The 19,963-nt window shown below is 58.8% G+C and carries 20 protein-coding genes, 3 tRNA genes and 1 pseudogene; 10 read left to right on the forward strand and 14 right to left on the reverse strand.

Features of this window, described 5'->3' with window-relative positions:
- Positions 1 to 20: 20 nt before the first annotated feature.
- The 5 genes and pseudogenes from NW808_RS07865 to pflB form a co-directional block, all read right to left on the reverse strand.
- A pseudogene (locus NW808_RS07865) lies at positions 21 to 647 on the reverse strand (aldehyde dehydrogenase family protein); the annotation flags it as partial.
- A gap of 92 nt (positions 648 to 739) precedes the next feature.
- Entirely contained in the window at positions 740 to 1,150 is a 411-nt protein-coding gene (locus NW808_RS07870) for an OsmC family protein (RefSeq protein ID WP_414420838.1), read from the reverse strand.
- A 182-nt stretch (positions 1,151 to 1,332) separates the two neighbouring features.
- The gene (gene pflA / locus NW808_RS07875) at positions 1,333 to 2,055 is read right to left on the reverse strand and encodes a pyruvate formate-lyase-activating protein (protein WP_414420839.1); all 723 of its coding nucleotides are present in this window, start codon (positions 2,053 to 2,055) and stop codon (positions 1,333 to 1,335) included.
- A gap of 184 nt (positions 2,056 to 2,239) precedes the next feature.
- On the reverse strand, positions 2,240 to 2,617 hold the full coding sequence (locus NW808_RS07880; RefSeq protein ID WP_414420840.1) for a pentapeptide repeat-containing protein: 378 nt from the start codon (positions 2,615 to 2,617) through the stop codon (positions 2,240 to 2,242).
- Between the two features lie 68 nt (positions 2,618 to 2,685).
- The gene (gene pflB / locus NW808_RS07885) at positions 2,686 to 4,965 is read right to left on the reverse strand and encodes a formate C-acetyltransferase (RefSeq protein ID WP_414405450.1); all 2,280 of its coding nucleotides are present in this window, start codon (positions 4,963 to 4,965) and stop codon (positions 2,686 to 2,688) included.
- Between the two features lie 798 nt (positions 4,966 to 5,763).
- Here pflB and NW808_RS07890 point away from each other — a divergent pair.
- Entirely contained in the window at positions 5,764 to 6,111 is a 348-nt protein-coding gene (locus tag NW808_RS07890) for a DUF1815 family protein (protein ID WP_414393445.1), read from the forward strand.
- 330 nt (positions 6,112 to 6,441) lie between these two features.
- Here NW808_RS07890 and NW808_RS07895 read toward each other — a convergent pair.
- Positions 6,442 to 6,514, reverse strand: a tRNA-Glu gene (locus NW808_RS07895).
- A 322-nt stretch (positions 6,515 to 6,836) separates the two neighbouring features.
- Here NW808_RS07895 and clpP point away from each other — a divergent pair.
- The 4 genes from clpP to NW808_RS07915 all read left to right on the forward strand — a co-directional run bounded on the left by clpP (position 6,837) and on the right by NW808_RS07915 (position 10,186).
- Entirely contained in the window at positions 6,837 to 7,439 is a 603-nt protein-coding gene (gene clpP / locus NW808_RS07900; RefSeq protein ID WP_414393444.1) for an ATP-dependent Clp endopeptidase proteolytic subunit ClpP, read from the forward strand.
- A 514-nt stretch (positions 7,440 to 7,953) separates the two neighbouring features.
- Positions 7,954 to 9,378, forward strand: coding sequence for a form I ribulose bisphosphate carboxylase large subunit (locus tag NW808_RS07905; RefSeq protein ID WP_414393443.1), 1,425 nt, complete (start codon positions 7,954 to 7,956; stop codon positions 9,376 to 9,378).
- Positions 9,379 to 9,442: 64 nt separating this feature from the next.
- Positions 9,443 to 9,850 carry a RuBisCO chaperone RbcX gene (rcbX, locus tag NW808_RS07910; protein ID WP_414420841.1) on the forward strand — a complete coding sequence of 136 codons (408 nt, stop codon included), beginning with the start codon at positions 9,443 to 9,445 and terminating at the stop codon, positions 9,848 to 9,850.
- 3 nt (positions 9,851 to 9,853) lie between these two features.
- On the forward strand, positions 9,854 to 10,186 hold the full coding sequence (locus NW808_RS07915; RefSeq protein ID WP_414405442.1) for a ribulose bisphosphate carboxylase small subunit: 333 nt from the start codon (positions 9,854 to 9,856) through the stop codon (positions 10,184 to 10,186).
- A 75-nt stretch (positions 10,187 to 10,261) separates the two neighbouring features.
- Here NW808_RS07915 and NW808_RS07920 read toward each other — a convergent pair whose 3' ends face one another.
- From NW808_RS07920 to NW808_RS07930, 3 genes are all read right to left on the reverse strand, one after another.
- Positions 10,262 to 11,020, reverse strand: a complete 759-nt coding sequence (locus NW808_RS07920) for a TIGR00297 family protein (protein WP_414420842.1) — start codon at positions 11,018 to 11,020, stop codon at positions 10,262 to 10,264.
- A 47-nt stretch (positions 11,021 to 11,067) separates the two neighbouring features.
- Positions 11,068 to 11,159, reverse strand: a tRNA-Ser gene (locus NW808_RS07925).
- A 106-nt stretch (positions 11,160 to 11,265) separates the two neighbouring features.
- The gene (locus NW808_RS07930) at positions 11,266 to 11,817 is read right to left on the reverse strand and encodes a hypothetical protein (protein ID WP_414420843.1); all 552 of its coding nucleotides are present in this window, start codon (positions 11,815 to 11,817) and stop codon (positions 11,266 to 11,268) included.
- A 553-nt stretch (positions 11,818 to 12,370) separates the two neighbouring features.
- Between NW808_RS07930 and NW808_RS07935 the strand changes: the two genes are divergently transcribed.
- On the forward strand, positions 12,371 to 13,357 hold the full coding sequence (locus NW808_RS07935; RefSeq protein WP_414409717.1) for a PhoH family protein: 987 nt from the start codon (positions 12,371 to 12,373) through the stop codon (positions 13,355 to 13,357).
- Positions 13,354 to 14,082, forward strand: a complete 729-nt coding sequence (locus NW808_RS07940) for an HAD-IA family hydrolase (RefSeq protein ID WP_414420844.1) — start codon at positions 13,354 to 13,356, stop codon at positions 14,080 to 14,082. The genes NW808_RS07935 and NW808_RS07940 overlap by 4 nt, the downstream gene beginning before the upstream one ends.
- Here NW808_RS07940 and NW808_RS07945 read toward each other — a convergent pair.
- The 3 genes from NW808_RS07945 to NW808_RS07955 are packed head-to-tail and all read right to left on the reverse strand — an operon-like array spanning position 14,060 to position 16,740.
- Positions 14,060 to 14,848 (reverse strand): alpha/beta fold hydrolase, encoded by a 789-nt coding sequence (locus tag NW808_RS07945; RefSeq protein WP_414420845.1) that lies wholly within the window; start codon positions 14,846 to 14,848, stop codon positions 14,060 to 14,062. The genes NW808_RS07940 and NW808_RS07945 overlap by 23 nt on opposite strands.
- The gene (locus NW808_RS07950; RefSeq protein ID WP_414420846.1) at positions 14,836 to 15,579 is read right to left on the reverse strand and encodes a lysophospholipid acyltransferase family protein; all 744 of its coding nucleotides are present in this window, start codon (positions 15,577 to 15,579) and stop codon (positions 14,836 to 14,838) included. The genes NW808_RS07945 and NW808_RS07950 overlap by 13 nt, the downstream gene beginning before the upstream one ends.
- A 15-nt stretch (positions 15,580 to 15,594) precedes the next feature.
- Entirely contained in the window at positions 15,595 to 16,740 is a 1,146-nt protein-coding gene (locus NW808_RS07955; protein WP_414393431.1) for a cob(I)yrinic acid a,c-diamide adenosyltransferase, read from the reverse strand.
- 152 nt (positions 16,741 to 16,892) lie between these two features.
- Here NW808_RS07955 and NW808_RS07960 point away from each other — a divergent pair, with 152 nt between their 5' ends.
- Both NW808_RS07960 and NW808_RS07965 read left to right on the forward strand, forming a co-directional pair.
- Positions 16,893 to 17,837, forward strand: coding sequence for a PLP-dependent cysteine synthase family protein (locus tag NW808_RS07960; protein WP_414409609.1), 945 nt, complete (start codon positions 16,893 to 16,895; stop codon positions 17,835 to 17,837).
- 61 nt (positions 17,838 to 17,898) lie between these two features.
- Positions 17,899 to 17,979, forward strand: a tRNA-Leu gene (locus NW808_RS07965).
- Positions 17,980 to 18,079: 100 nt separating this feature from the next.
- Here the strand turns inward: NW808_RS07965 and NW808_RS07970 are convergent.
- Entirely contained in the window at positions 18,080 to 18,487 is a 408-nt protein-coding gene (locus NW808_RS07970) for a pentapeptide repeat-containing protein (protein ID WP_414420847.1), read from the reverse strand.
- Between the two features lie 174 nt (positions 18,488 to 18,661).
- On the opposite strand from NW808_RS07970, the gene lptB reads away from it, so the two are divergent.
- Entirely contained in the window at positions 18,662 to 19,390 is a 729-nt protein-coding gene (gene lptB / locus NW808_RS07975) for an LPS export ABC transporter ATP-binding protein (protein WP_414393426.1), read from the forward strand.
- A 12-nt stretch (positions 19,391 to 19,402) separates the two neighbouring features.
- Here lptB and NW808_RS07980 read toward each other — a convergent pair.
- Positions 19,403 to 19,963, reverse strand: a 561-nt coding sequence (locus NW808_RS07980; protein ID WP_414420848.1) for a pyruvate kinase, incomplete at its 5' end; no start/stop codon positions are given.

The raw sequence follows: 19,963 nt of genomic DNA on the forward strand, positions 1-19,963 counted from the left end.
TTGCCGGCCCCCACCCACTAAGCTGGGTGGCCGGAAGAATAGGCCGCCTGGACCATGCCAGGGCCCCCGGTGGCCAGGATCAGCTGCACCTCAGGATGCTGCATCAAAGCCTGGGAGAGCTCAATCGTGGGCTCGTCAATCCAGCCAATCAACCCCACCGGCGCGCCTGCCGCCTCAGCCGCCTCTTTGACCACTTTGGCTGCAGCAGCCGTGCATCGTTTGGCACGGGGGTGAGGCGCAAAGATGATGGCGTTGCGGGTTTTTAGAGTGATGAGGGCTTTGAAAATTGTTGTCGACGTGGGGTTGGTTACTGGCACAATACCTGCCAAAAGCCCCACCGGCTCAGCAATGCGCTCGTAGCCAAAGCTCTCGTCCCGCTCGATGACGCCGCAGGTTTTCTCGTGTTTGTATTTGTTGTAAATGTACTCAGAGGCAAAGTGATTTTTGATTACCTTGTCTTCCACAATGCCCATGCCGGTCTCTTCTACGGCCAGCTTGGCAAGCGGGATCCGTTCGTTGTTGGCAGCCAGAGCGGCTTTGTGAAAAATCCGGTCTACCTGTTCTTGGGTGAAAGTTGCATATTCCGCTTGGGCAGCCTTCACCTGCTGGATCAAGGTTTCCAGCTCGGCTAGATTGGTTACTGGCATCGGTGGATCCCTCCAAAACTCATCAAGACTTAGACGATAGGAACAATTGACAATCGGATAGTTGGAAATAGTCGAATAACCCGAATGGCAATCTAGGCGCCAACAGGAGCAGGAACTTGGATTTCGGTGGTCAGGGTGGGGGGATGGGTGAGCGTATTGTGAATGATGCAGGCATCAACTGCTTTTTCCAGCCCCTTTTGATGCCTTCCGTCCAGCGGGATCCCAGTTTTTACACGAATGTGAATGTTGTCTAGGCGAGCCGGATGCTCAACTTTCTCCGCCGTGACCACCACCTCTAGTCCACTGGGATCCAACTGCCGAGCTTCCAGATATTTGACGGCATAAAAACCAACACAGGCGCCCAGAGAAGCCAGAAACCATTCCGGCGGCGTCATTCCCTGATCTCGACCGTGATTGTCCAAAGGCTGGTCGCTGAGAATGCGGTGCCCTCGGCTTTCCGCTTGGAACTGAACACCATCGTGGTAGGTGACGCAAACTTCCATTGGGGATCCCTCCTCTTGGGGTATTCTTCAGTTCACATAGAGTCCGTAAAGTTAGCCTGGGGATCAACTTGGATTCCAGTCAGCTCAGGGCCAATCTGGAGACGGTGCAGAGATTAACTGTGAATCACTTCGGATCTAAGCGTGACCTGGCTATGCTGACCCAAGCCGCAACTGCAGAATTGTCAAATAGCCACCAGTCCTTGATCCCGAAAGATTTGTAAGGCGTGATTCACCTGTTCGGGTGTGGGTGGATCGACATCGGCAAGGGTGTAAGGCAATCCCAATTGCTGCCATTTGTATTCCCCCATCTTGTGAAAGGGCAAAACTTCCACCCGCTCCACGTTGGATAGGGTGGCTACAAACTCAGCCAATCCCTTAATGTTTTCCTCGGGATCCGTTAGTCCGGGAACGAGGACAAAACGAATCCAGGTGGGCTTGTGAATCTGATCCAAATAGCGAGCCAGATCGAGAGTGGGCTGCAGCGAAACGCCAGTAACTTTGCGATAGAGCTCCGGCAGATAGGACTTGATATCAAGGAGCACCAAATCCGTATGGGCCAAAACTGGCTTGGCCACTCCCAAGGGCGCGTAGCCGGAAGTGTCCAGCGCTGTGTGCAAGTCCAGCTCGTGGCAGCGGCGGAAAATCTCAGCCACAAAGGTGGGCTGCATTAACGGTTCTCCCCCGCTGGCCGTTACTCCCCCGCCTTTGAGGTAGTAATTGCGGCAGCGCTGGATCTCCGCCATGAGGGAGTCCACTGTCACCACCTGGCCAGCATTGGGATCCCGACAGTCCGGATTGTGGCAGTACAGACAGCGCAGAGGACAGCCCTGCAGGAAGATGACAAAGCGGATCCCTGGCCCATCTACCGTGCCACAGGTTTCAACCGAGTGAATGCGGCCGGTCACCGGCCTCGAGGGGTTGAGGGAGGTACCCATAACTTCTATTCTCAATGGCTTTTGCAAAATATCAATTAATCTTGAGGTTTTCTTCCAAATTGCTGGCTACGTTGCCCACCCCCTGGCTTTGACTTTGGGTTTACCTGGGCTGGGTTTTCTTAAGTTGAAAACCGATGGAAAGACCCCAAAGGGTCTACTGGGAGACACCTGACGAGATGTTGTGTAGGCGATGCGCCTTCGGATCAAAGCCCGCTGGGAAATGGGTATAGGCATCGAAATCGGCGTGATCCAGCAAAGCTCCTTCCAAGAGAGCACCTCGGAAATCGGTGCCGAAAAGCAGGCATCCTCGCAGATCGGCTCCAGATAGGTTGGCGTTGCTGAAATTGGCAAAGCTGAGATCACACCCCCGCAGGTTGGCGCCTGCCAGGTTGGCCCCGCTGAAGTCGGCAGAGCGCAGGTCGGCACCGGCTAGGTGGATCCCTTGTAGGTCGGCCTGGAGCAGCTCGATCCCTTGGAAATCTCGCTGTCCTGCCGCGTAGTCTCTAACCAAGTCCAAAGCGCTATAGCTCATCGAACCTCCTTGCTGGGGGATCCCTTTCCCTGGGTATGGGCAGCCTTCAGGGATCCCCTGGCCGTCGTTTAGAAGTGTTGATGGAAGGTGCGGTTAATCACATCCAGTTGTTGCTCGCGGGTGAGCTTGATGAAGTTCACCGCATAGCCGGAAACCCGGATGGTGAGCTGTGGATAGAGCTCTGGGTGCTCCATGGCGTGCAGCAAGGTCTCGCGGTTGAGAACGTTCACGTTGAGGTGAAAGCCGCCATCCCGCATGTAGCCATCCAGCAGCCCCACTAGATTGGCAACCCGCTCCTCCGCTGTGCGACCTAGGGCCGCCGGCACGATGGAGAAGGTGTTGGAGATCCCATCCAGAGCGTCGTCGTAGGGCAGCTTAGCCACCGAAGCCAGCGACGCCACCGCCCCCTTGGTGTCGCGGCCATGCATGGGGTTGGCCCCAGGGGCAAAGGGTTCACCTGCGCGCCGCCCGTCAGGGGTGTTGCCGGTTTTCTTGCCGTAGACCACGTTGGAGGTGATGGTGAGGATGGACTGGGTGGGGATGGCATTGCGGTAGGTCTTGTGCTTGCGCAGCTCGGCCATGAAGGTCTGCACCAGTTGCACCGCAATGGAGTCAACTCGGTCGTCGTTGTTGCCGTATTTGGGGAAGTCGCCCTCCACCGCGTAGTCCACCACCAAGCCCCGTTCATCCCGGATGGCCCGCACCCGCGCGTATTTGATGGCGGATAGGGAGTCGGCTGTTACCGACAGGCCGGCCAACCCAAAGGCCATGGTGCGCAGCACGTCCCGGTCGTGCAGGGCCATCTCCAGGCGCTCGTAGCAGTACTTGTCGTGCATGTAGTGGATGATGTTCATGGTGTTGACGTAGGTTTTGGCCAGCCAGGCCATCATCTGCGCCATGCGCGGCCACACCTCGTCGTAGTCCAGGACATCGGCGGTGATGGGGGCGAAAGCAGGAGCCACCTGCTCGCCGGAGATCTCATCCCGACCGCCGTTGATGGCATAGAGCAGGCACTTGGCCAAGTTCACCCGCGCTCCAAAAAACTGCATCTGCTTGCCGATGCGCATGGCCGACACGCAGCAGGCGATGCCGTAGTCATCCCCCCAGTAGGGGCGCATCAGGTCGTCGTTTTCGTACTGGATGGAGCTGGTTTCGATGGAGACCTTGGCGCAGTAGCGCTTGAAAGCTTCCGGCAGCCGCTCCGACCAGAGCACCGTCAAGTTGGGCTCCGGCGCCGGCCCAAGGTTGTAGAGGGTGTGCAGCATGCGGAAGCTGGTCTTGGTCACTAGAGGCCGCCCATCTAGCCCCATGCCGCCGATGCACTCGGTTACCCAGGTGGGATCCCCACTAAAGAGCTCGTTGTACTCCGGCGTGCGCAAAAACCTGACCATGCGCAGCTTCATGACAAAGTGGTCGATGAGCTCCTGGGCCTCTTCCTCGGTGAGGATCCCGGCCTGCAGATCCCGCTCGATGTAGATGTCTAGGAACGTGGAAACCCGCCCCAGGGACATGGCGGCGCCGTTTTGCTCTTTGACCGCTGCCAGGTAGGCTAGGTACAGCCACTGGATGGCCTCGCGGGCGTTGGTTGCGGGGCGGCCTAGATCAAAGCCGTAGCTGGCCCCCATCTCCTTGAGCTCGTACAGGGCTTTGATCTGCTCTGAGAGCTCCTCCCGCAGGCGGATGGTTTCTTCATCCATCGTGTCCACCTCTAGGCTGGCCTTCTGCGCCTCCTTGTCCTCAATCAGCCGATCCACGCCATAGAGAGGTACCCGCCGGTAGTCACCGATGATGCGGCCCCGTCCATAGGCGTCCGGCAAGCCGGTGATGATCCCAGAGCGGCGGCAGCGGCGCATCTCCTCCGTGTAGGCGTCGAAAACCCCGTCGTTGTGGGTCTTGCGATACTTGGTAAAGATTTCCTTAACGCGGGGATCCAGCTCGTAGCCATAGGCCTTGAGGGCCGTTTCTACCATACGGATGCCGCCAAAGGGCAGGATGGCGCGCTTTAGGGGCTTATCCGTTTGTAGCCCTACGATCTGCTCCAGCTCTCGGTCGATGTAGCCTGGCGGGTGGCTGGTGATGCTGGAAGGAAGGTCGGTGTCGGCATCCAAGATCCCACGCTTCCGCTCCAAGGCCATCAGATCTTGAACTTTGGCCCACAGCCGCTGCGTGCGCTCGGTGGCCGGCGCCAAAAAGCTTTCATCCCCGGTGTAGGGGGTGTAGTTGCGCTGGATGAAATCTCGGACATCGATGCAGCGCTGCCACCGCCCAGGCACGAAATCCCTCAAGCTATGTTGTTTACTTGTGAATTCTGTAGGCAAAGCTACAGAAGACTGGGCGCTCACTACCATAGCAATCCCCCTGGCCACTCGGCCTGACAGCTATGCAACAGGCTAGACCTAGAGCAAGACCTCTCCTCAGCTACTGCTAAGGGCTGCTGGCATCTTTGCAAAAGGGACGATCTAGCCACCGGTGCAAGGGAGAACTTTTAGCAACTCTGATGTTTCTTTTTTCAGGCGTTTGCAATACACCTTGCCCACTTCAATTCTAGTTCCTTCTCCTCTTAGGAGGCCGCTGTCTCTGTATTTTTAATCCCGTTTTTAATATTTTCTTAAGGGGTTGCTAAGGGGGCTTGCCAAACGGCTAGCTTAGGCCAAGGTAGGTTGGAGGCAGCACCCCCGATCAATCAGGCGCCACAGCAGTTGCTTGAGGAAATCTTCACGAGTGGTGCTAAGGCACGGACAACAAATGGGGTTACTCTCGGCAGCTCGAAAGAGCAGATAAGGAGGCCTCGGAAATAAGAGAAGCCTTTCTGAGAATTGGAAAACAACCACGAAAAGCAACTATTCCCCTTCCCGTCCTGAGCTGAGGATCCGCTCCCCCCCTAGAGGCAAGAGTTTTGAACTAGAGTAAACTTTGGTGTTTGTTTTGAGAGGAGTGTTAAATACGACATCTGAACCACCTGGGCCTTGCCTATCATCCTGCTTGGCGCTGGGCAGTTTTGGTTCCTGGACTGAGCTCCTTCCTTGAGGATTGCCGATTGCTGTGCTACATATGAACTTAACTGCCGAGCATAGGTATTTATTACTAAGCGGCTTGTCTGTGGCCAGAAGAGGGCCTGGCTGAGCCGAGGAGTGAGGAGGAGTGTGATGTTCAAACGGTTGGCGGAACAATACCGCAGCTACGTTCAGGATCTGGTGATGAGTTTGCAGGCGCTGGCCATTGCTTTGGAGAAGCGGGGCTACCCGGCCTCCTGCTACACCTGCGGCACCTCCTTTGAGAGCGCTTCCTTCATGGTCAGCTTGCGGGAAGGGCATCTGATTCGCTTTTTAGTCTCCGAGTGCTCCATCAGTTGGACGGAGATGCGGGATGAGCGGGAGCTGATGAAACTAGAAGGAGCGGAGGCCATTCGTCAGCTTCAGGATCTGGTAGAGCTAATCAAAGACGATCTAGCTGCTAGCGCTGCACCAGCAGAAGCTCTGGCCCATAGCCGTTGATCCGCGTCTGAAAGACCTATACAACCTCGGACAAAAGCAGACTTTTGCTCCAGGTTGAGCCTTTCTTCCTGCTTCCACGACCTATAGCTAGCAGCAGAGTTCACCTCCACTACCCCACCAGAGGGATCTCCGCAGGTGTCACTTCCCATCGAGCTGAGGGGAGTTGCTCCTTGCTCTTGATCGAGCACACCGGCTAAAGACGGAGCTGACTTTAGCCTAGGCAAAGTGCCTAGCCGAAGAAATGCAGCTGCTCATCTACTGGCTTAGTTAATCCACGTCAAGGCAGAAGATGCGCCGGCGAAGCTACGCATCGTCGCTACCTTTCCTCTATACCCCCAAGGGGATTCGAACCCCTGTCGCATCCGTGAAAGGGATGTGTCCTAGGCCTCTAGACGATGGGGGCATCTCCAAACGAAGCGATCTTGATTGTAAAGAGGCAGGTTTAACTCTGTCAACTTGAATCTCTTGCTAGTCACCGTCGCCCGTCCCCCATCCTACCCCGGCCAAGATCAAGAGTCCCAGGAGAGCCAGACCCAGCAATCCGGCGATCACAAGGGGTTCATCCGGGATCACATCCATTTACACCTCATCTCCGCAGATTGATAAATTGATAATGAGGATCCCAGCGGCAGGCTACCTAGGCAGAGCCAGGCAACTCCTCTGCAGGGGGCAGTTATCCCGTGGCTTAAACTACACTATGGTAGCAACCCATCGCTTGGACTGGCATGATTCCCACTGTTATCGAGCAATCTGCACGCGGCGAGCGCGCCTTTGATATTTACTCGCGTTTGCTACGGGATCGGATTATCTTCTTGGGCACGCCGATAGATGACGACGTAGCCAACCTAATTGTGGCCCAGATGCTCTACCTGGAATCCGAAGACCCTGAGAAAGATATCTACCTCTACATCAACTCTCCTGGCGGCTCTGTCTATGCCGGTATGGCCATCTACGACACCATGCAGCACATCCAGCCAGACGTCTCCACCATCTGCATTGGCTTGGCCGCCAGCATGGGAGCCTTTTTGCTGGCAGGGGGTGCCAAGGGCAAACGCATTGCCCTTCCCCATGCCCGCATTATGATTCACCAACCTCTAGGGGGAGCCCAGGGTCCAGCCACCGACGTCGAGATCCAGGCTAGGGAGCTCCTCTTTATCAAAAACAGCCTCAACAGCCTGCTTGCCTACCACACGGGCCAGCCGCTGGAGCGTATCGAGCGCGATACAGACCGCGACAACTTTATGACCCCAGAACAGGCCAAAGAATACGGCATCATCGACCAGGTAATCACCAAGAAGCCCCAGCCTTCCCTGACGACCGTTTCCTAGTCCTCCTGGCTGCCAGGGAGTCTCTTTCCTAGCTCCCTGCCAAGGGAGCTGGTGTCGTCAGGTGGGGGATTCTCCCAGGAAGATGTGAAGAAAGTCAAAGAAATCTATCCCGTTGCCAGCGGAAGGCCTGGCTTGCTTTAAGTAAGCTAATCAAACTCATAAAGAAAGTAATGATCTGGCTTTCATCGCGGATGGTAGCTTAGGATTAAACCCAAGAAGGTGGAGCTGCATTATTGAGATCGCAGGGGCAACAAGAGCTGGAAATAGTCCATAGAGGCTTTCTGGACTTGGTGCGTTAAAGCTAGCGATGAAAGGAGTCAGGGAAGAGGGCTTACAGGTTGAGGGGAAAGGGGTAGGCTGCAAGGGTCGAGCCTACCGATTGTGAGGCAGCTCCAAGGCCAGAAAGGGCAGGCAGTTGAGGCTCCTTACCTCTGCTTCCTCGCCTGTTGCCTGAAGCTGGAGATGCTAGTTCTCAACTTTGCAGAGTTTGTCATTCGTGTAGAGGAGGATTGACGTGGCCTATTCAGCAACGAAAACCAAGAGCGGCTATCAAGCGGGGGTGAAAGACTACAGACTGACCTATTACACCCCTGATTACACGCCCAAAGATACCGACATCCTAGCCTGTTTTCGGGTTACGCCTCAGCCAGGCGTTCCTCCAGAAGAAGCAGGGGCAGCAGTAGCAGCTGAGTCCTCGACGGGCACCTGGACAACCGTTTGGACCGATCTGCTCACTGACTTGGATCGCTACAAGGGCCGCTGCTACGACATCGAGCCGGTTCCTGGCGAAGAGAACCAGTACTTCTGCTTCGTCGCCTACCCGCTGGATCTCTTCGAGGAAGGCTCAGTAACCAACATGCTCACCTCGATTGTGGGCAACGTCTTCGGCTTTAAGGCCATAAAGGCGCTGCGGCTAGAAGACTTGCGCATTCCCGTAGCTTACCTGAAGACCTTCCAGGGCCCTCCCCACGGCATTCAGGTAGAGCGGGATAAGCTGAACAAGTATGGCCGTCCGCTGCTGGGCTGCACCATCAAGCCCAAGCTGGGTCTTTCCGCCAAAAACTACGGGCGAGCTGTGTACGAGGCACTGCGGGGTGGGCTGGACTTTACCAAAGACGACGAGAACGTCAACTCGCAGCCTTTCATGCGCTGGCGGGATCGCTACTTGTTTGTCATGGAAGCGGTCCACAAAGCTCAGGCCGAAACCGGCGAGATCAAGGGCCACTACCTGAACGTGACCGCGCCCACCTGTGAGGAAATGTTCAAGCGGGCGGAGTTTGCCAAGGAGATTGGCGCTCCCATCATCATGCACGACTACCTCACCGCCGGCTTTACGGCCAACACCAGCCTGGCCAAGTGGTGCCGCGATAATGGCATCCTGCTGCACATCCACCGCGCCATGCACGCAGTGATCGACCGGCAGAAAAACCACGGCATCCACTTCCGGGTGCTGGCCAAGTGCCTGCGCATGTCTGGCGGCGACCACCTGCACGCCGGTACGGTGGTGGGCAAGTTGGAAGGCGACCGCGCCATCACCATGGGCGTTGTGGATCTCATGCGAGAAAACTACGTCGAGGCGGATCGCTCCCGCGGCATTTTCTTCACCCAAGATTGGGCTTCTATGCCTGGGGTCATGCCGGTGGCTTCTGGAGGGATCCACGTTTGGCACATGCCGGCGCTGGTGGAGATCTTCGGGGACGACGCGGTGCTGCAGTTTGGCGGCGGCACGCTCGGCCACCCATGGGGGAATGCTCCCGGTGCAACGGCTAACCGCGTGGCCCTGGAAGCCTGCATCCAAGCCCGCAACGAAGGCCGAGACCTGATCCGAGAGGGCAGCGACATCATCCGCGAAGCAGCCAAGTGGTCACCAGAGCTGGCGGCTGCTTGCGAGCTGTGGAAAGAGGTTAAGTTCGAGTTCAAGCCGGTCGATACGCTCTAAAACTCTCTGGGGGCAAGGGATCTCTGGACTTTCTTGCCCCCTTGGCCCAACCCCTGGATCGGTCATGGATCTAAAGCAGATCGCCAAGGACACGGCCAAAACTTTAATCAGCTACCTGACCTATCAGGCGATGCGCACGGTGCTGGCCCAGCTGAGCGAGACGGATCCTCCCAGGGCCCTCTGGCTGCAGCAGTTTTCTGCTCGGCAAAGCTTCCAGGATGGGGAAGCCTATCTTCGGGCTTTGCTGGCAGAGCGGGCCGACTTGGCCTACCGCATCATGACCGTTCGGGAGTACCTGGCAGCGGAGGTGGTCGACTACTTGCCGGAAATGGCCAAAACCGGTATTCAACAGGCCAACATGGAACACCGCCGCAGCCACCTGGAACGGCTGACTTCAGCAACCGGATCCCTGCCGGTCACCCACCCAGAGGCAGGATCCACTCTCCAAAACCCTACACCTGAAACGGAGTAAGTTATGCAAACCCTACCGAAAGAGCGCCGCTACGAAACCTTTTCCTATCTGCCACCCCTAACGGATCTGCAGATCCTCAAGCAGGTGCAGTACATCCTGGATCAGGGCTACATCCCTGCCATCGAATTCAACGAATCTTCCGAGCCAACCGACCACTACTGGACTTTGTGGAAGCTGCCGCTGTTTAGCGCTACTTCTCCACAGGAGGTGCTGACTGAAGTGCAGGCCTGCCGCAGCGCTTACCCCCATTGCTTCATCCGCGTGGTGGGCTTCGACAACATTAAGCAGTGTCAGGTGCTGGGCTTCTTGGTCTACAAGCCAAGCGGCTTGCGCTAGAAGCTGTTCTGCTGTTTTTACACCCCTAGGGGAGAGAGCTTCCGGAAGGCTCCTCCCTTTTTCCTTGGGCTCTCTTTACGCTCCAATCCCCAGGAGGGCTCCCAGCCCCACCGCCAAAAGAGCGGCAAGGGTTGTCTGAATGCCGTTCACCATCTCATTGGTCATCCAGGCCAGGCGGGGCTGCAGCACTACCCCCATCCAGCTTTCTGCTAGAGTGGCCAGGATGCCGGCCAGCCAGCAGGCGCTCAGCCACCAGGGATCCCCTCCCACCCATTCTCCGCCAATCCCCCAGGCCAAGGCGGACATTCCACCTGCTGCTGCCACCCCCGCCAGGGATCCCTCTAGGCTGACAGCTCCCTCCGTGCCGGCAGGCACCGGCTGAAAAGTGGTGATCAAAAAGGTCTGCCGTCCATAGGCTTTGCCTACTTCGCTGCTGACGGTATCGGCCAATTTCGCTGCAAAGCTGGCACTATACCCCAACCACCACAGGGAGTGCGGAAAGAAAGCGTATCCCACTGCGCATACCGCCCCGGTCAAAGCAGAGCCCCAGACATTTTCTGGGCCCCGCGCCCCTCCTCGCTTCTCGGCAATTCCCTGCGCCTGCTTCCGGTGGATCCCCAAGCGGGTGACGGCTGTGCCGACTAAAAAATAGGCGGCTACTACCAGGTAGCCCCGCCACCCCAGGCCACCCCACACCAACAAACCCAGCAGCCCTGCGTGGAGCACCCCAGCCCGGGTCAGCGCCTTTTGGGGACTCTGCAGGGCTAGCCCCACGAGAAGTAAATTGAGCCAAAGCGCCACTCCCCACTGACTTAGAAGCCATCCCTGGCCCATCAGTGCCCTCCGTCAGCGGCAAAGGTGGCTAGCTTTGGCTGTGGCAACGGAGAGGGAGGGATTCGAACCCTCGACGGAGCCTTTTGGGCCCCGTAACTTCTTAGCAGGAAGCCGCTTTCGACCACTCAGCCACCTCTCCAAGCTGGCAGAGCCAGCGGCAAGCTGGGCGCCAACTTCTAGCTCACCTATTGTAGAAGATGGGATCCCAGCCGGCAACTGTTCTCGGCGGGGATCCCTGGCTGCCCTTAGCTCACCACCTGCACGTAGATATCGAAGCTGCCGCTGTTGTCGCTGTAACTGCCCTTGGCGGCGTTGACATTAAAGGCAATATCCAGGTTGGGATCCAGATCCACCTCTTGCGGCTGCTCGGGCGAGGATTCCCAGACCTGTCGGGCCACCAACTGGACGTTGGGCTGGAACAGCACCAGGCCGTAGCGGCAAAGGCCAGGGTAGCGCCAGTCGGGAGGCGTGGGGATCCCTTTGCCGAGAGGGGAGCGAATGCTGGTGGAGAAAGAGAAGCCATAGCGCCAGGCTACATTTCTTACGAAAAAGCGAATGCGGCTGGCCCGCAGCGGCTGCCCTTGCCAGTACAGGACATTGCCGGCCTCGTGGTTAACCCGCAGGCCACAGAAGGCAATCCAGCCCTGCAAATTTTCCTCTTGGGGCTGACTGCCCTCGATCACCACGGCTTGGCTCCAGTCCAAGTCGCTGCCATCACAGGTAATCTCTGGAGGGACTTGCGTCAAATCCACTTGCAGAAGCTCTAGCGTAGCGGGTGTAACCAATTGGGTAGACATTGCTATCTCCTTAGTTTCCTTGCAAGGCAAGATTGTGATTGTGAAGCCTTAAGAAGTTTTAAGGCAAGCTGATAAAAAACAGCTCCAGATTCTCGTAAGGCTCTCTATTGGAAGTTCTCTCTCTTGCTAGCTCTAGCAAATCCAGGTTACCCAAATTGCCCAAAGAGCGGGTTCGACTTTTTCAAATTTTTACCAAAAGTGCTGAAAGACCAGGTTCAGATGCCTTTTCATTAATGTAAATCGACAACGTGAATGGCGGAATGTACTGGGAGGCTATACACCCTCAAGGCTAAACTAGCTCTGCTTGATGAGTAACGACTATTTCAGAAGAAAAAGATTTCTTTCAATATTTCTAACTCCGTTGCTAGCAAAAGCTGAATCTCGAACTCGAGGGGGGCGAGTTTTCCCAATTGGTGTCCTAGAACACTCGGACTCTGCTGTCCGAGAAGCCTTTTGCCGAGGCTGGCCATAACCTGGAGCGCTTTAGCCGGAGCTTCTGATAGGATCGCCATCACAGGTCTCAACAGGTCTTAGGGTGCACGGCGCCCACGGCATGCACAACCACTTGACTTCCTCCGCTGTCACCGATCTCGAGATCATCTCTTTGTCAAGTCCCCAGCAGGCCATGTCCCTGGCGGGCGTGCAGGAGTCTAACTTGAAGTGGATTAGCCGCTGCAGCGGCGCCTCGGTTACCCTGCGAGGGCAGGATCTCTATCTGAGGGGAACACCTCAACAGCGGCAGCAGGTGCGGCAGTGGCTAGAATTGCTCAAACCCCTTTGGCAAGCCGGGCACCCTGTAACAGCAGTCGATGCTGAACAAGCCTTCCGTGCTCTCTCCAACCAAGAAGCTGAGGTTTATCGGCAAGTGCAGGCAGGGGTTTTGGCTCGCACCCGCAAGGGAGAGCTCATTCGGCCCAAAACGCCCCGCCAGCAGGAGTACGTACAAGCCATTCGCACCCACGATCTCTGCTTCGGCATTGGGCCAGCAGGCACGGGGAAAACCTATCTAGCAGCCGTTGTCGCCATCACAGCCCTGCAAAACCGCGAGTACGAGCGTTTGATCCTGACGCGACCAGCAGTAGAGGCGGGGGAGAAGTTGGGCTTTTTGCCAGGGGATCTGGTGGAAAAGGTGGATCCCTACCTGCGGCCTCTCTACGATGCCCTGTTTGAGTTTATCGACCCGGCCAAGCTGCCTCAGCTAATGGCCCAGGGAGTCATCGAGGTGGTGCCGCTGGCCTACATGCGGGGGCGTACCCTCAGCAACGCTTTCATTATCTTGGACGAGGCCCAAAACACCACCCCTGAGCAGATGAAGATGGCCCTCACTCGGCTGGGCTTCCGCTCCCGCATGGTGGTTACCGGGGATCTCACCCAAACGGATCTGGGCAAGCATCGCCTGTCGGGCCTGGCGGCTGCAGAGCGCATCCTAGCGGGGGTGGAGGGGGTGGCCTTCTGCTACTTTGACCAGCGAGATGTGGTGCGCCACCCTCTAGTCCAGCGGATTGTCGAGGCCTACGCGCGCTACGAAAACCAGCAATGAGGCCGAAGGCGATCTTTTTCGATGCCGTCGGCACCCTGTTCCGGGTGCGGGGCAGCGTGGGCCAAGTCTACAGTCAGCTAGCGGCAGAATACGGGGTAGCCGTGGAGCCACGGGCGTTGGATCGCGCCTTTGCCCAAGCTTTTGCCAGTGCTCCGCCACCCGCCTGCGTGGGCTTGACGGGATCCCTTTTAGAGGAGTGGGAGCGGGCCTGGTGGCATCAAGTGGTGCGCCAGACCTTTGCCCAGGTGGAGGGATCCCTTACTGCCTTTGGGGAGGAGCGCTTTGCAGTGTTTTTTGCCCACCTGTTCGAGCATTTTGCCGCAGGGGACCCTTGGGAGCTCTATCCCGAGACGCTGCCAGTTTTGCAAGCCCTGCAACAGGAAGGGATCCAGCTAGGGGTAATCTCCAATTTCGACAGCCGTCTAGTGCGAGTGCTGCAGGCGCTGCAACTGGACGGCTATTTTTCTAGCCTTACTCTCTCTACCCAGGTGGGCTATGCCAAGCCCGATCCCCGCATCTTCCAGGCTGCCCTAGCGGCCCAGGGGATCCCGCCTGCCGCTGCCTGGCACATTGGCGACAGCCGCCGCGAAGACTATGAGGGGGCCAAGGCAGCAGGCCTGAGAGCCCTCTGGCTGGATCGAGAGGGGAAAGACGGCTTCTGCCAAGAGCGAATCGAAAACCTGTGGGGCTCCCTCTTGCTGCTCAGGGGGCCAGAGCGGAATTGAGCAGTAGCGGGGCAAAGACCCCATCGGGCTTGAGCAAGTAGCGCCGCAGGTTCATCTGCCGCTCCAGAAGGCAAGCATGGCCGCTTAAAGGCGAGATCTCCACCTGGGCCTGGGGCAGTCGCTCCGCCAGACGCCGCACCTCCTGCACCGAGGGCAGGAGACGATCCCGCCCCCCCGCCACCAGCAAGGTTGGCAGCCTCATCGACTCGAGGGGCAAATCTTCCACAGCAAAGGATCCCAGCAAGGCTAGACGATGGGCAACCACTTCCGGAGAAACGCTGTGCACGGCCTGGCGCAGCCGCTCCCGATCCGGCGGCTCCATTTGGCCCAGCTCCGCCAAAAACCCTAACCCCCGCTCCGCCAGTTGGTAGTAAAGTCCCGGCGGCAAAAAGGGCAGGAGAACCTGACCTGCCCACCACCAGGGCCGGCGCCGCAGCGAGGAGGCCGGATTGACCAGAATCAGGCCACGACAGCGCTCCGGCTGCTGGGCAGCTACAGCCAGGGCTAGGCAAGCTCCGAAGGACTCGCCACACAGGTAGGCTCCCTCCTCCAGTTGGGATCCCACCCAATCGGCCAAGCTCTCCCAGCTATGCCCCGCTTCGGGATGGTTTAAGCTCAGAGGGCGGACGCGAAACTCGGCTTGCAGAGCCTGCGCCTGCCGGTAAAACAGTTTGCCCGTGCCATCCATACCCGGCAAATAGAGCAGCAGGGGCCGCTTCTGGCGGCTTGGACTAGAGGCGGTGGGCTTGCTTTTCAATCTTTCCATCTCCTTGTCAACCCCAAGCGCACCTGTTCGCGGGCGGCTGCCGTTAACTCCCGAATGAGCTGCAGCCGCTCCTGGCGGCAGGTATAGCGCCTTGCTCCCCTCACCCAAAGAGGGGATCCCACTCGAACCACCACCTGACGGTAGATCACCACCGGATGCCCCCCCGGCTGCTGAAAGCTGGGCTCTGTGGGGTCAAACCAGCGGAAGAAAGCCATGGGGATGTCGATTGCCCGCCACTCCTCTTGGGCCCACACTGCCACCGGCAGGACTGGCAGGGGATCCACGCCAGCAGCCAAGGCCAGATGGGCAAAGCCCGGCTGGAACCGCCCCACCTCCTGCGGTAAGGTCTTGCGGGTCATCTGCTCCGCCCCTTCGGGGAAAATTCCCACCGCCCCGCCCGCTGCCAGGGTGGCCTGCGCCTGGCGAAAAAAGGCAAGCTGTGAACCCGATCCCTGCTGGAGGGGGATACAACCCAGAGCCAAGGCAACCTCCCGCAAGAGGGGCACTTGAGAGAGGTAGTAGTGGCAAGCAAAGCGAATTGGCCGATCCAGCCCCGCAATCAGCACCGGCGCATCCAAAAAGCTGCGATGGTTGCTTACCACCAGCAGGGGGCCCTGGGGAACCCGCTCCTTGCCCTCCACCCACACCTCCGTCTGGAAAAGGCCAAGCAAGAGCTGCGCCAGCGCCCTCGCGTCGGGGAACCCGCTTCGCTGCAGGAGCTGATCCAGCACCGCTCGCCACCCTGCTCAGTAATCCACTCCGCGCCGCAGATCGGCTCCCTGCTCGGCGTAGTGCTTGTGGCTCACCATTTCCGAATGAACAGAGGCAAGCTCAAAGTAGGGCAGAGGCGCATGGCAGCGCCCTGTGATGATGATCTCCGTGTCCCGCGGCTTGCGCAGCAAAGCCTCGACAATGGGCTCCACGTCCAATAGCTCCAGATCTACCGTCGGGTTGAGTTCGTCCAGGATGATGGTCTTGTAAAGCCCCGAGGCGATGGCTGCCCTAGCCAGCTCCCAGCCCCGCTCTGCCTCCACATAGTCGATTTCTTGCTGCTTGCCCCGCCAGACAATGGCGTCGCGACCGCAGCGCTGGTGATCCACCAGATCGGGATAGCTCTCCCGCAAAGCGCGGATGGCTGCATCCTCTGTGTAGCCTGTTCCCCCCTTGAGCCACTGCATGATCAGGACGCGGTGGGAGAGATCCTTGCTAATGCCGCGCCCAATGGCCTGCAGAGCCCGGCCCAGAGCGCTGGTGGACTTGCCCTTGCCGTTGCCGGTGTAGATCTCGATGCCGCTGAGGGGGGGCTGTCCGTTCTGGGGATCCGCCGCCCGCCGCACGCTGCGCATTTCCGAGTGCAGATCTGCTAGGTCGATGATTTCCTTGGGGGCGCCCCGCCCGGTGATGATGACCTCCATCTCCTCTGGCTTTTGCTTGAGGGTGCTGACGACCTCATCCACAGGCAGCAGGCCCAGATCCAGCACCGGGTTTAGCTCGTCCAGCACCACCACCGAGTAGAAGCCCGATGCCAGCGCCCCCTTGGCTACATCCCAGCCGCGGCGAGCCTCTTGGCGGTCAAACTTGGTAATCTCGTCGGGGCCGAAGAACTCTCCTCGCCCCGTGCGCAGTTGATCGATAAGGTGGGGGAAGCCCCGCTGCAGAGCGGCAATCGCGGCGTCCTCTGCATAGGTGCGGCCCGGTCCCTTGAGAAACCGCACCAGCAACACTCGGCTAGGGGCCGAGTTTTCAATCCCCAGCCCAATTGAACGCAGCACAACCCCCAGAGCCGCCTGTGACTTGCCCTTGCCCTCGCCGTCGTAGACGTGGATCTGACCTCGCCGGCGATCAAATTGTTGCGCCGTTACAATGCCGATTTCTGCCCTGCCGCTCCGCATCCTGCTGTTGCCCAAAGTGCTTTTTGCTAACCCCCATCTTAGAGTCTAGCTAAAGGAGCCGGGGAAGCCCAGAAGAGGCTGGAACTGACGAACACCGGGATAAGATGAGCAATGGTTGTCCAGTCCAGTGCTTGTCTAGCGAGGGATCCCGCTTGTACCCGAGTGCGTTTTCTTCTCGCCCCTTGCCCCCTGCGGTCGAGAGCCCCATTGATCTGGTGGGACGGACGCCGCTCATTCGCCTGCGGCGGGTTACTGCTGATTTGCCGCCGGCGGTGCGAGTTTACGGCAAAGCAGAGTGGTACAACCCCGGCGGCTCGGTCAAGGATCGCCCGGCCCTGAACATGATTCGCGCTGGCGAGCGCGAGGGCAAGCTTACGCCTGGCAAGATTATCCTGGATGCCACCAGCGGCAACACGGGCATTGCCTATGCCTGGATAGGGGCAGCTTTGGGGTACAAGGTGAAGCTGGCCCTGCCGGCCAACGCTAGCCCAGAGCGTAAGAAGATCCTCGCTGCCTACGGGGTGGACTTGGTGCTCACGGATCCAGCCCTCGGCTCCGATGGGGCCATCGAGAAAGCCCGCGCTCTCTACGCCGAAAACCCCGATCTCTACTTCTATCCCGACCAGTACAGCAATCCCGCCAACTGGCAGGCCCACTACGAGACCACAGGGGTGGAAATCTGGGAACAAACCCAGGGACAGGTCACCCACTTCGTAACCGGGCTAGGCACCAGCGGCACCTGCATGGGGGTGGGGCGACGCCTGCGGGAGTACCGCTCTGATATCCAGATCATTGCCATGCAGCCGGACTCCCCCTTCCACGGCCTCGAAGGCCTTAAGCACATGGCCACGGCCCTCAAGCCAGCGATTTACGATCCTAGCTTGCCGGACCGGCACCTCGAGGTTTCCACCGAAGCCGCCCAGAAGATGGTGAAGCGCCTAGCTTTGGAGGAAGGGCTACTGGTGGGCATCTCTTCTGGTGCCAATGTGGTGGCTGCCCTTGAGGTGGCTCGCCAACTTTCCAGGGGGGTGGTGGTCACCATTTTCTGCGACGGGGCCGACAAGTACCTCTCGGAGCGGTTTTGGACCGAGGACTAGGGTTGCCGGCCCCTTAACACCCCGGCCTTTTTGCTGCTAGGATAGCAGGAGTCCAGCTAGCGCGGATGTGGCGGAATTGGTATACGCGCACGTTTGAGGGGCGTGTGGCTTTGCCATGCGAGTTCGAGTCTCGCCATCCGCAGTGAGCTTTCACGCTTGACACTTCTCCTAGAGGGAGCTCTTTGCGCTACTCCCGGACAGCACCCTGAAGGCGTGCGCCTTGGGTGCGGGCAAAGCGCAGGTCAGCTCCAACCAGGTTGGCATACGCAGATCGGCCCCGCGCAAGTCCGCGCCGTAGAGAGATTAGCCCCCCGCAGGTCGGCACCGCGCAAATCCGTCCCCTCCAGGTAGCTACCGCTAAGATTGGCGCCGCGCAAGTTGGCTTGCGGCAAATTGGCTCCCACCAGGTAGGCACCGCTGAGATCGGCGCCGGTCAGGATAGCGCGCTCCAAGTTGGCCTCGATGAGGTCGGCACCCTGGAAGTTGGCTTCTGCCAGATCCAGGTTGCTTCCCAGACGGCAGTTGGGGCAGGCTTTGGAAGCCAGCAGGTAGCGCAGGAAGCAAGCGTTGGGGGTGGCAGCGGCAGTGGAGGCAACCGTTGCCGTGGTCAGCAGCGCCAGAATAGCGGAAGCTTGGAGAGGGAAATTCATGGTAGCCAAGTTAACGACAACAACCCAGCGGAGCGAGGTTGTCCTGCATTGCTCCCAGGATAGGGGCATCTGGACCTCCTGGAGCGGCGGTGGGGCCCACTGCTTTTGCTGGAACTAGCTTTCGGGATCCGCCAGCATTGATTAGGAAAAAGCGTCTAGTCCTGGGCTGGCCCTATGCAGATTCGACTGGAAAACATCTGTAAGCGCTATGGCCGCCGCGAGGTGGTCAAGGATGTCAGCTTGAGCATCGAGCAAGGGGAAATCGTCGGGTTGCTGGGGCCCAACGGAGCGGGGAAAACCACCACCTTCTACATCATGACTGGCCTAATCCAGCCCAACCGCGGCCATGTCTGGCTAGATGACCAAGATATTACCCATCTGCCCATGCATCGCCGCGCCCAATTGGGGATCGGCTACCTGGCCCAGGAGCCGAGCATCTTTCGCCGCCTCAGCATTCAAGACAACCTGCTGCTAGTTATGGAGCAGACGGGGGTGCCTCGCCGCCTCTGGCAGCAGCGCCTCAACCACCTGCTCGAGGAGTTCCGCATTGCCCATGTGGCCCACAGTTTGGGCTTGCAGGTGTCGGGGGGAGAACGGCGCCGCGCCGAGATTGCCCGCGCCCTGGCTGCTGGGATCCACGGGCCGAAATTTTTGCTGCTGGACGAGCCCTTTGCGGGGGTGGATCCCATTGCGGTGGCCGACATCCAGGAGGTGGTGGCCAAGCTCAAGCAGCGGGGCCTCGGCGTCTTGATTACCGACCACAACGTGCGGGAGACGCTGGAGATCACCGACCGGGCCTACATTCTCAACGAGGGAGCCATTCTGGCCAAGGGCACGGCAGCAGAGCTGGCGGCGGATCCCTTGGTGCGCAAGTATTACCTGGGGGAGAAGTTTCGTCTTTGAGGCTGCTCTGGCTTAGCGCCAGGAGTACAAAGCTCGCAGGCGTTGGCTTTTCTTGTGTTGGTGGGCTTGCATCCGGGCCAGCAGCTCATCCAGAAGGGCAACTGCCTCGAGGAGATAGGGGCCTTTGTTGAGCATGACGCACTCGGCGCGGGCAGACAGCACCGCATCGGAAAGCTCAGGCCGCGAGGGCAGGCCCTCTTTGGTGAGCTGATCCAGCACCTGCGTAGCCCAGACCACCGGCACATGGGCCGCCTCGCAGATCCACAGCAGTTCCTCCTGGATCTCCCCCAAGCGCAGCCAACCTATCTCTACGGCCAGATCCCCCCGGGCAATCATCACCCCCAGCGGTCGGCAGCCGTCGGCGGCCGCGATCAAGGCGGGTAGGTTTTTCACCGCCCGCTGCGTTTCAATCTTGAGGAGCAAGCCCAGATCAGGACGGGCCTGGCGCCGCTCCAGCTCAGAAAACAGCAACTGCAAATCTGCCGGCTGCTGGACAAAGGAATAGCCCACCAGGTCGGCATGCTGCACCACAAAGTCCAAGTCTTGGCGATCTTTCTCGGTCAGAGGCTGGAT

The organism is Synechococcus sp. W70.1, from assembly GCF_047461515.1.
Lineage (GTDB): Bacteria > Cyanobacteriota > Cyanobacteriia > Thermostichales > Thermostichaceae > Thermostichus.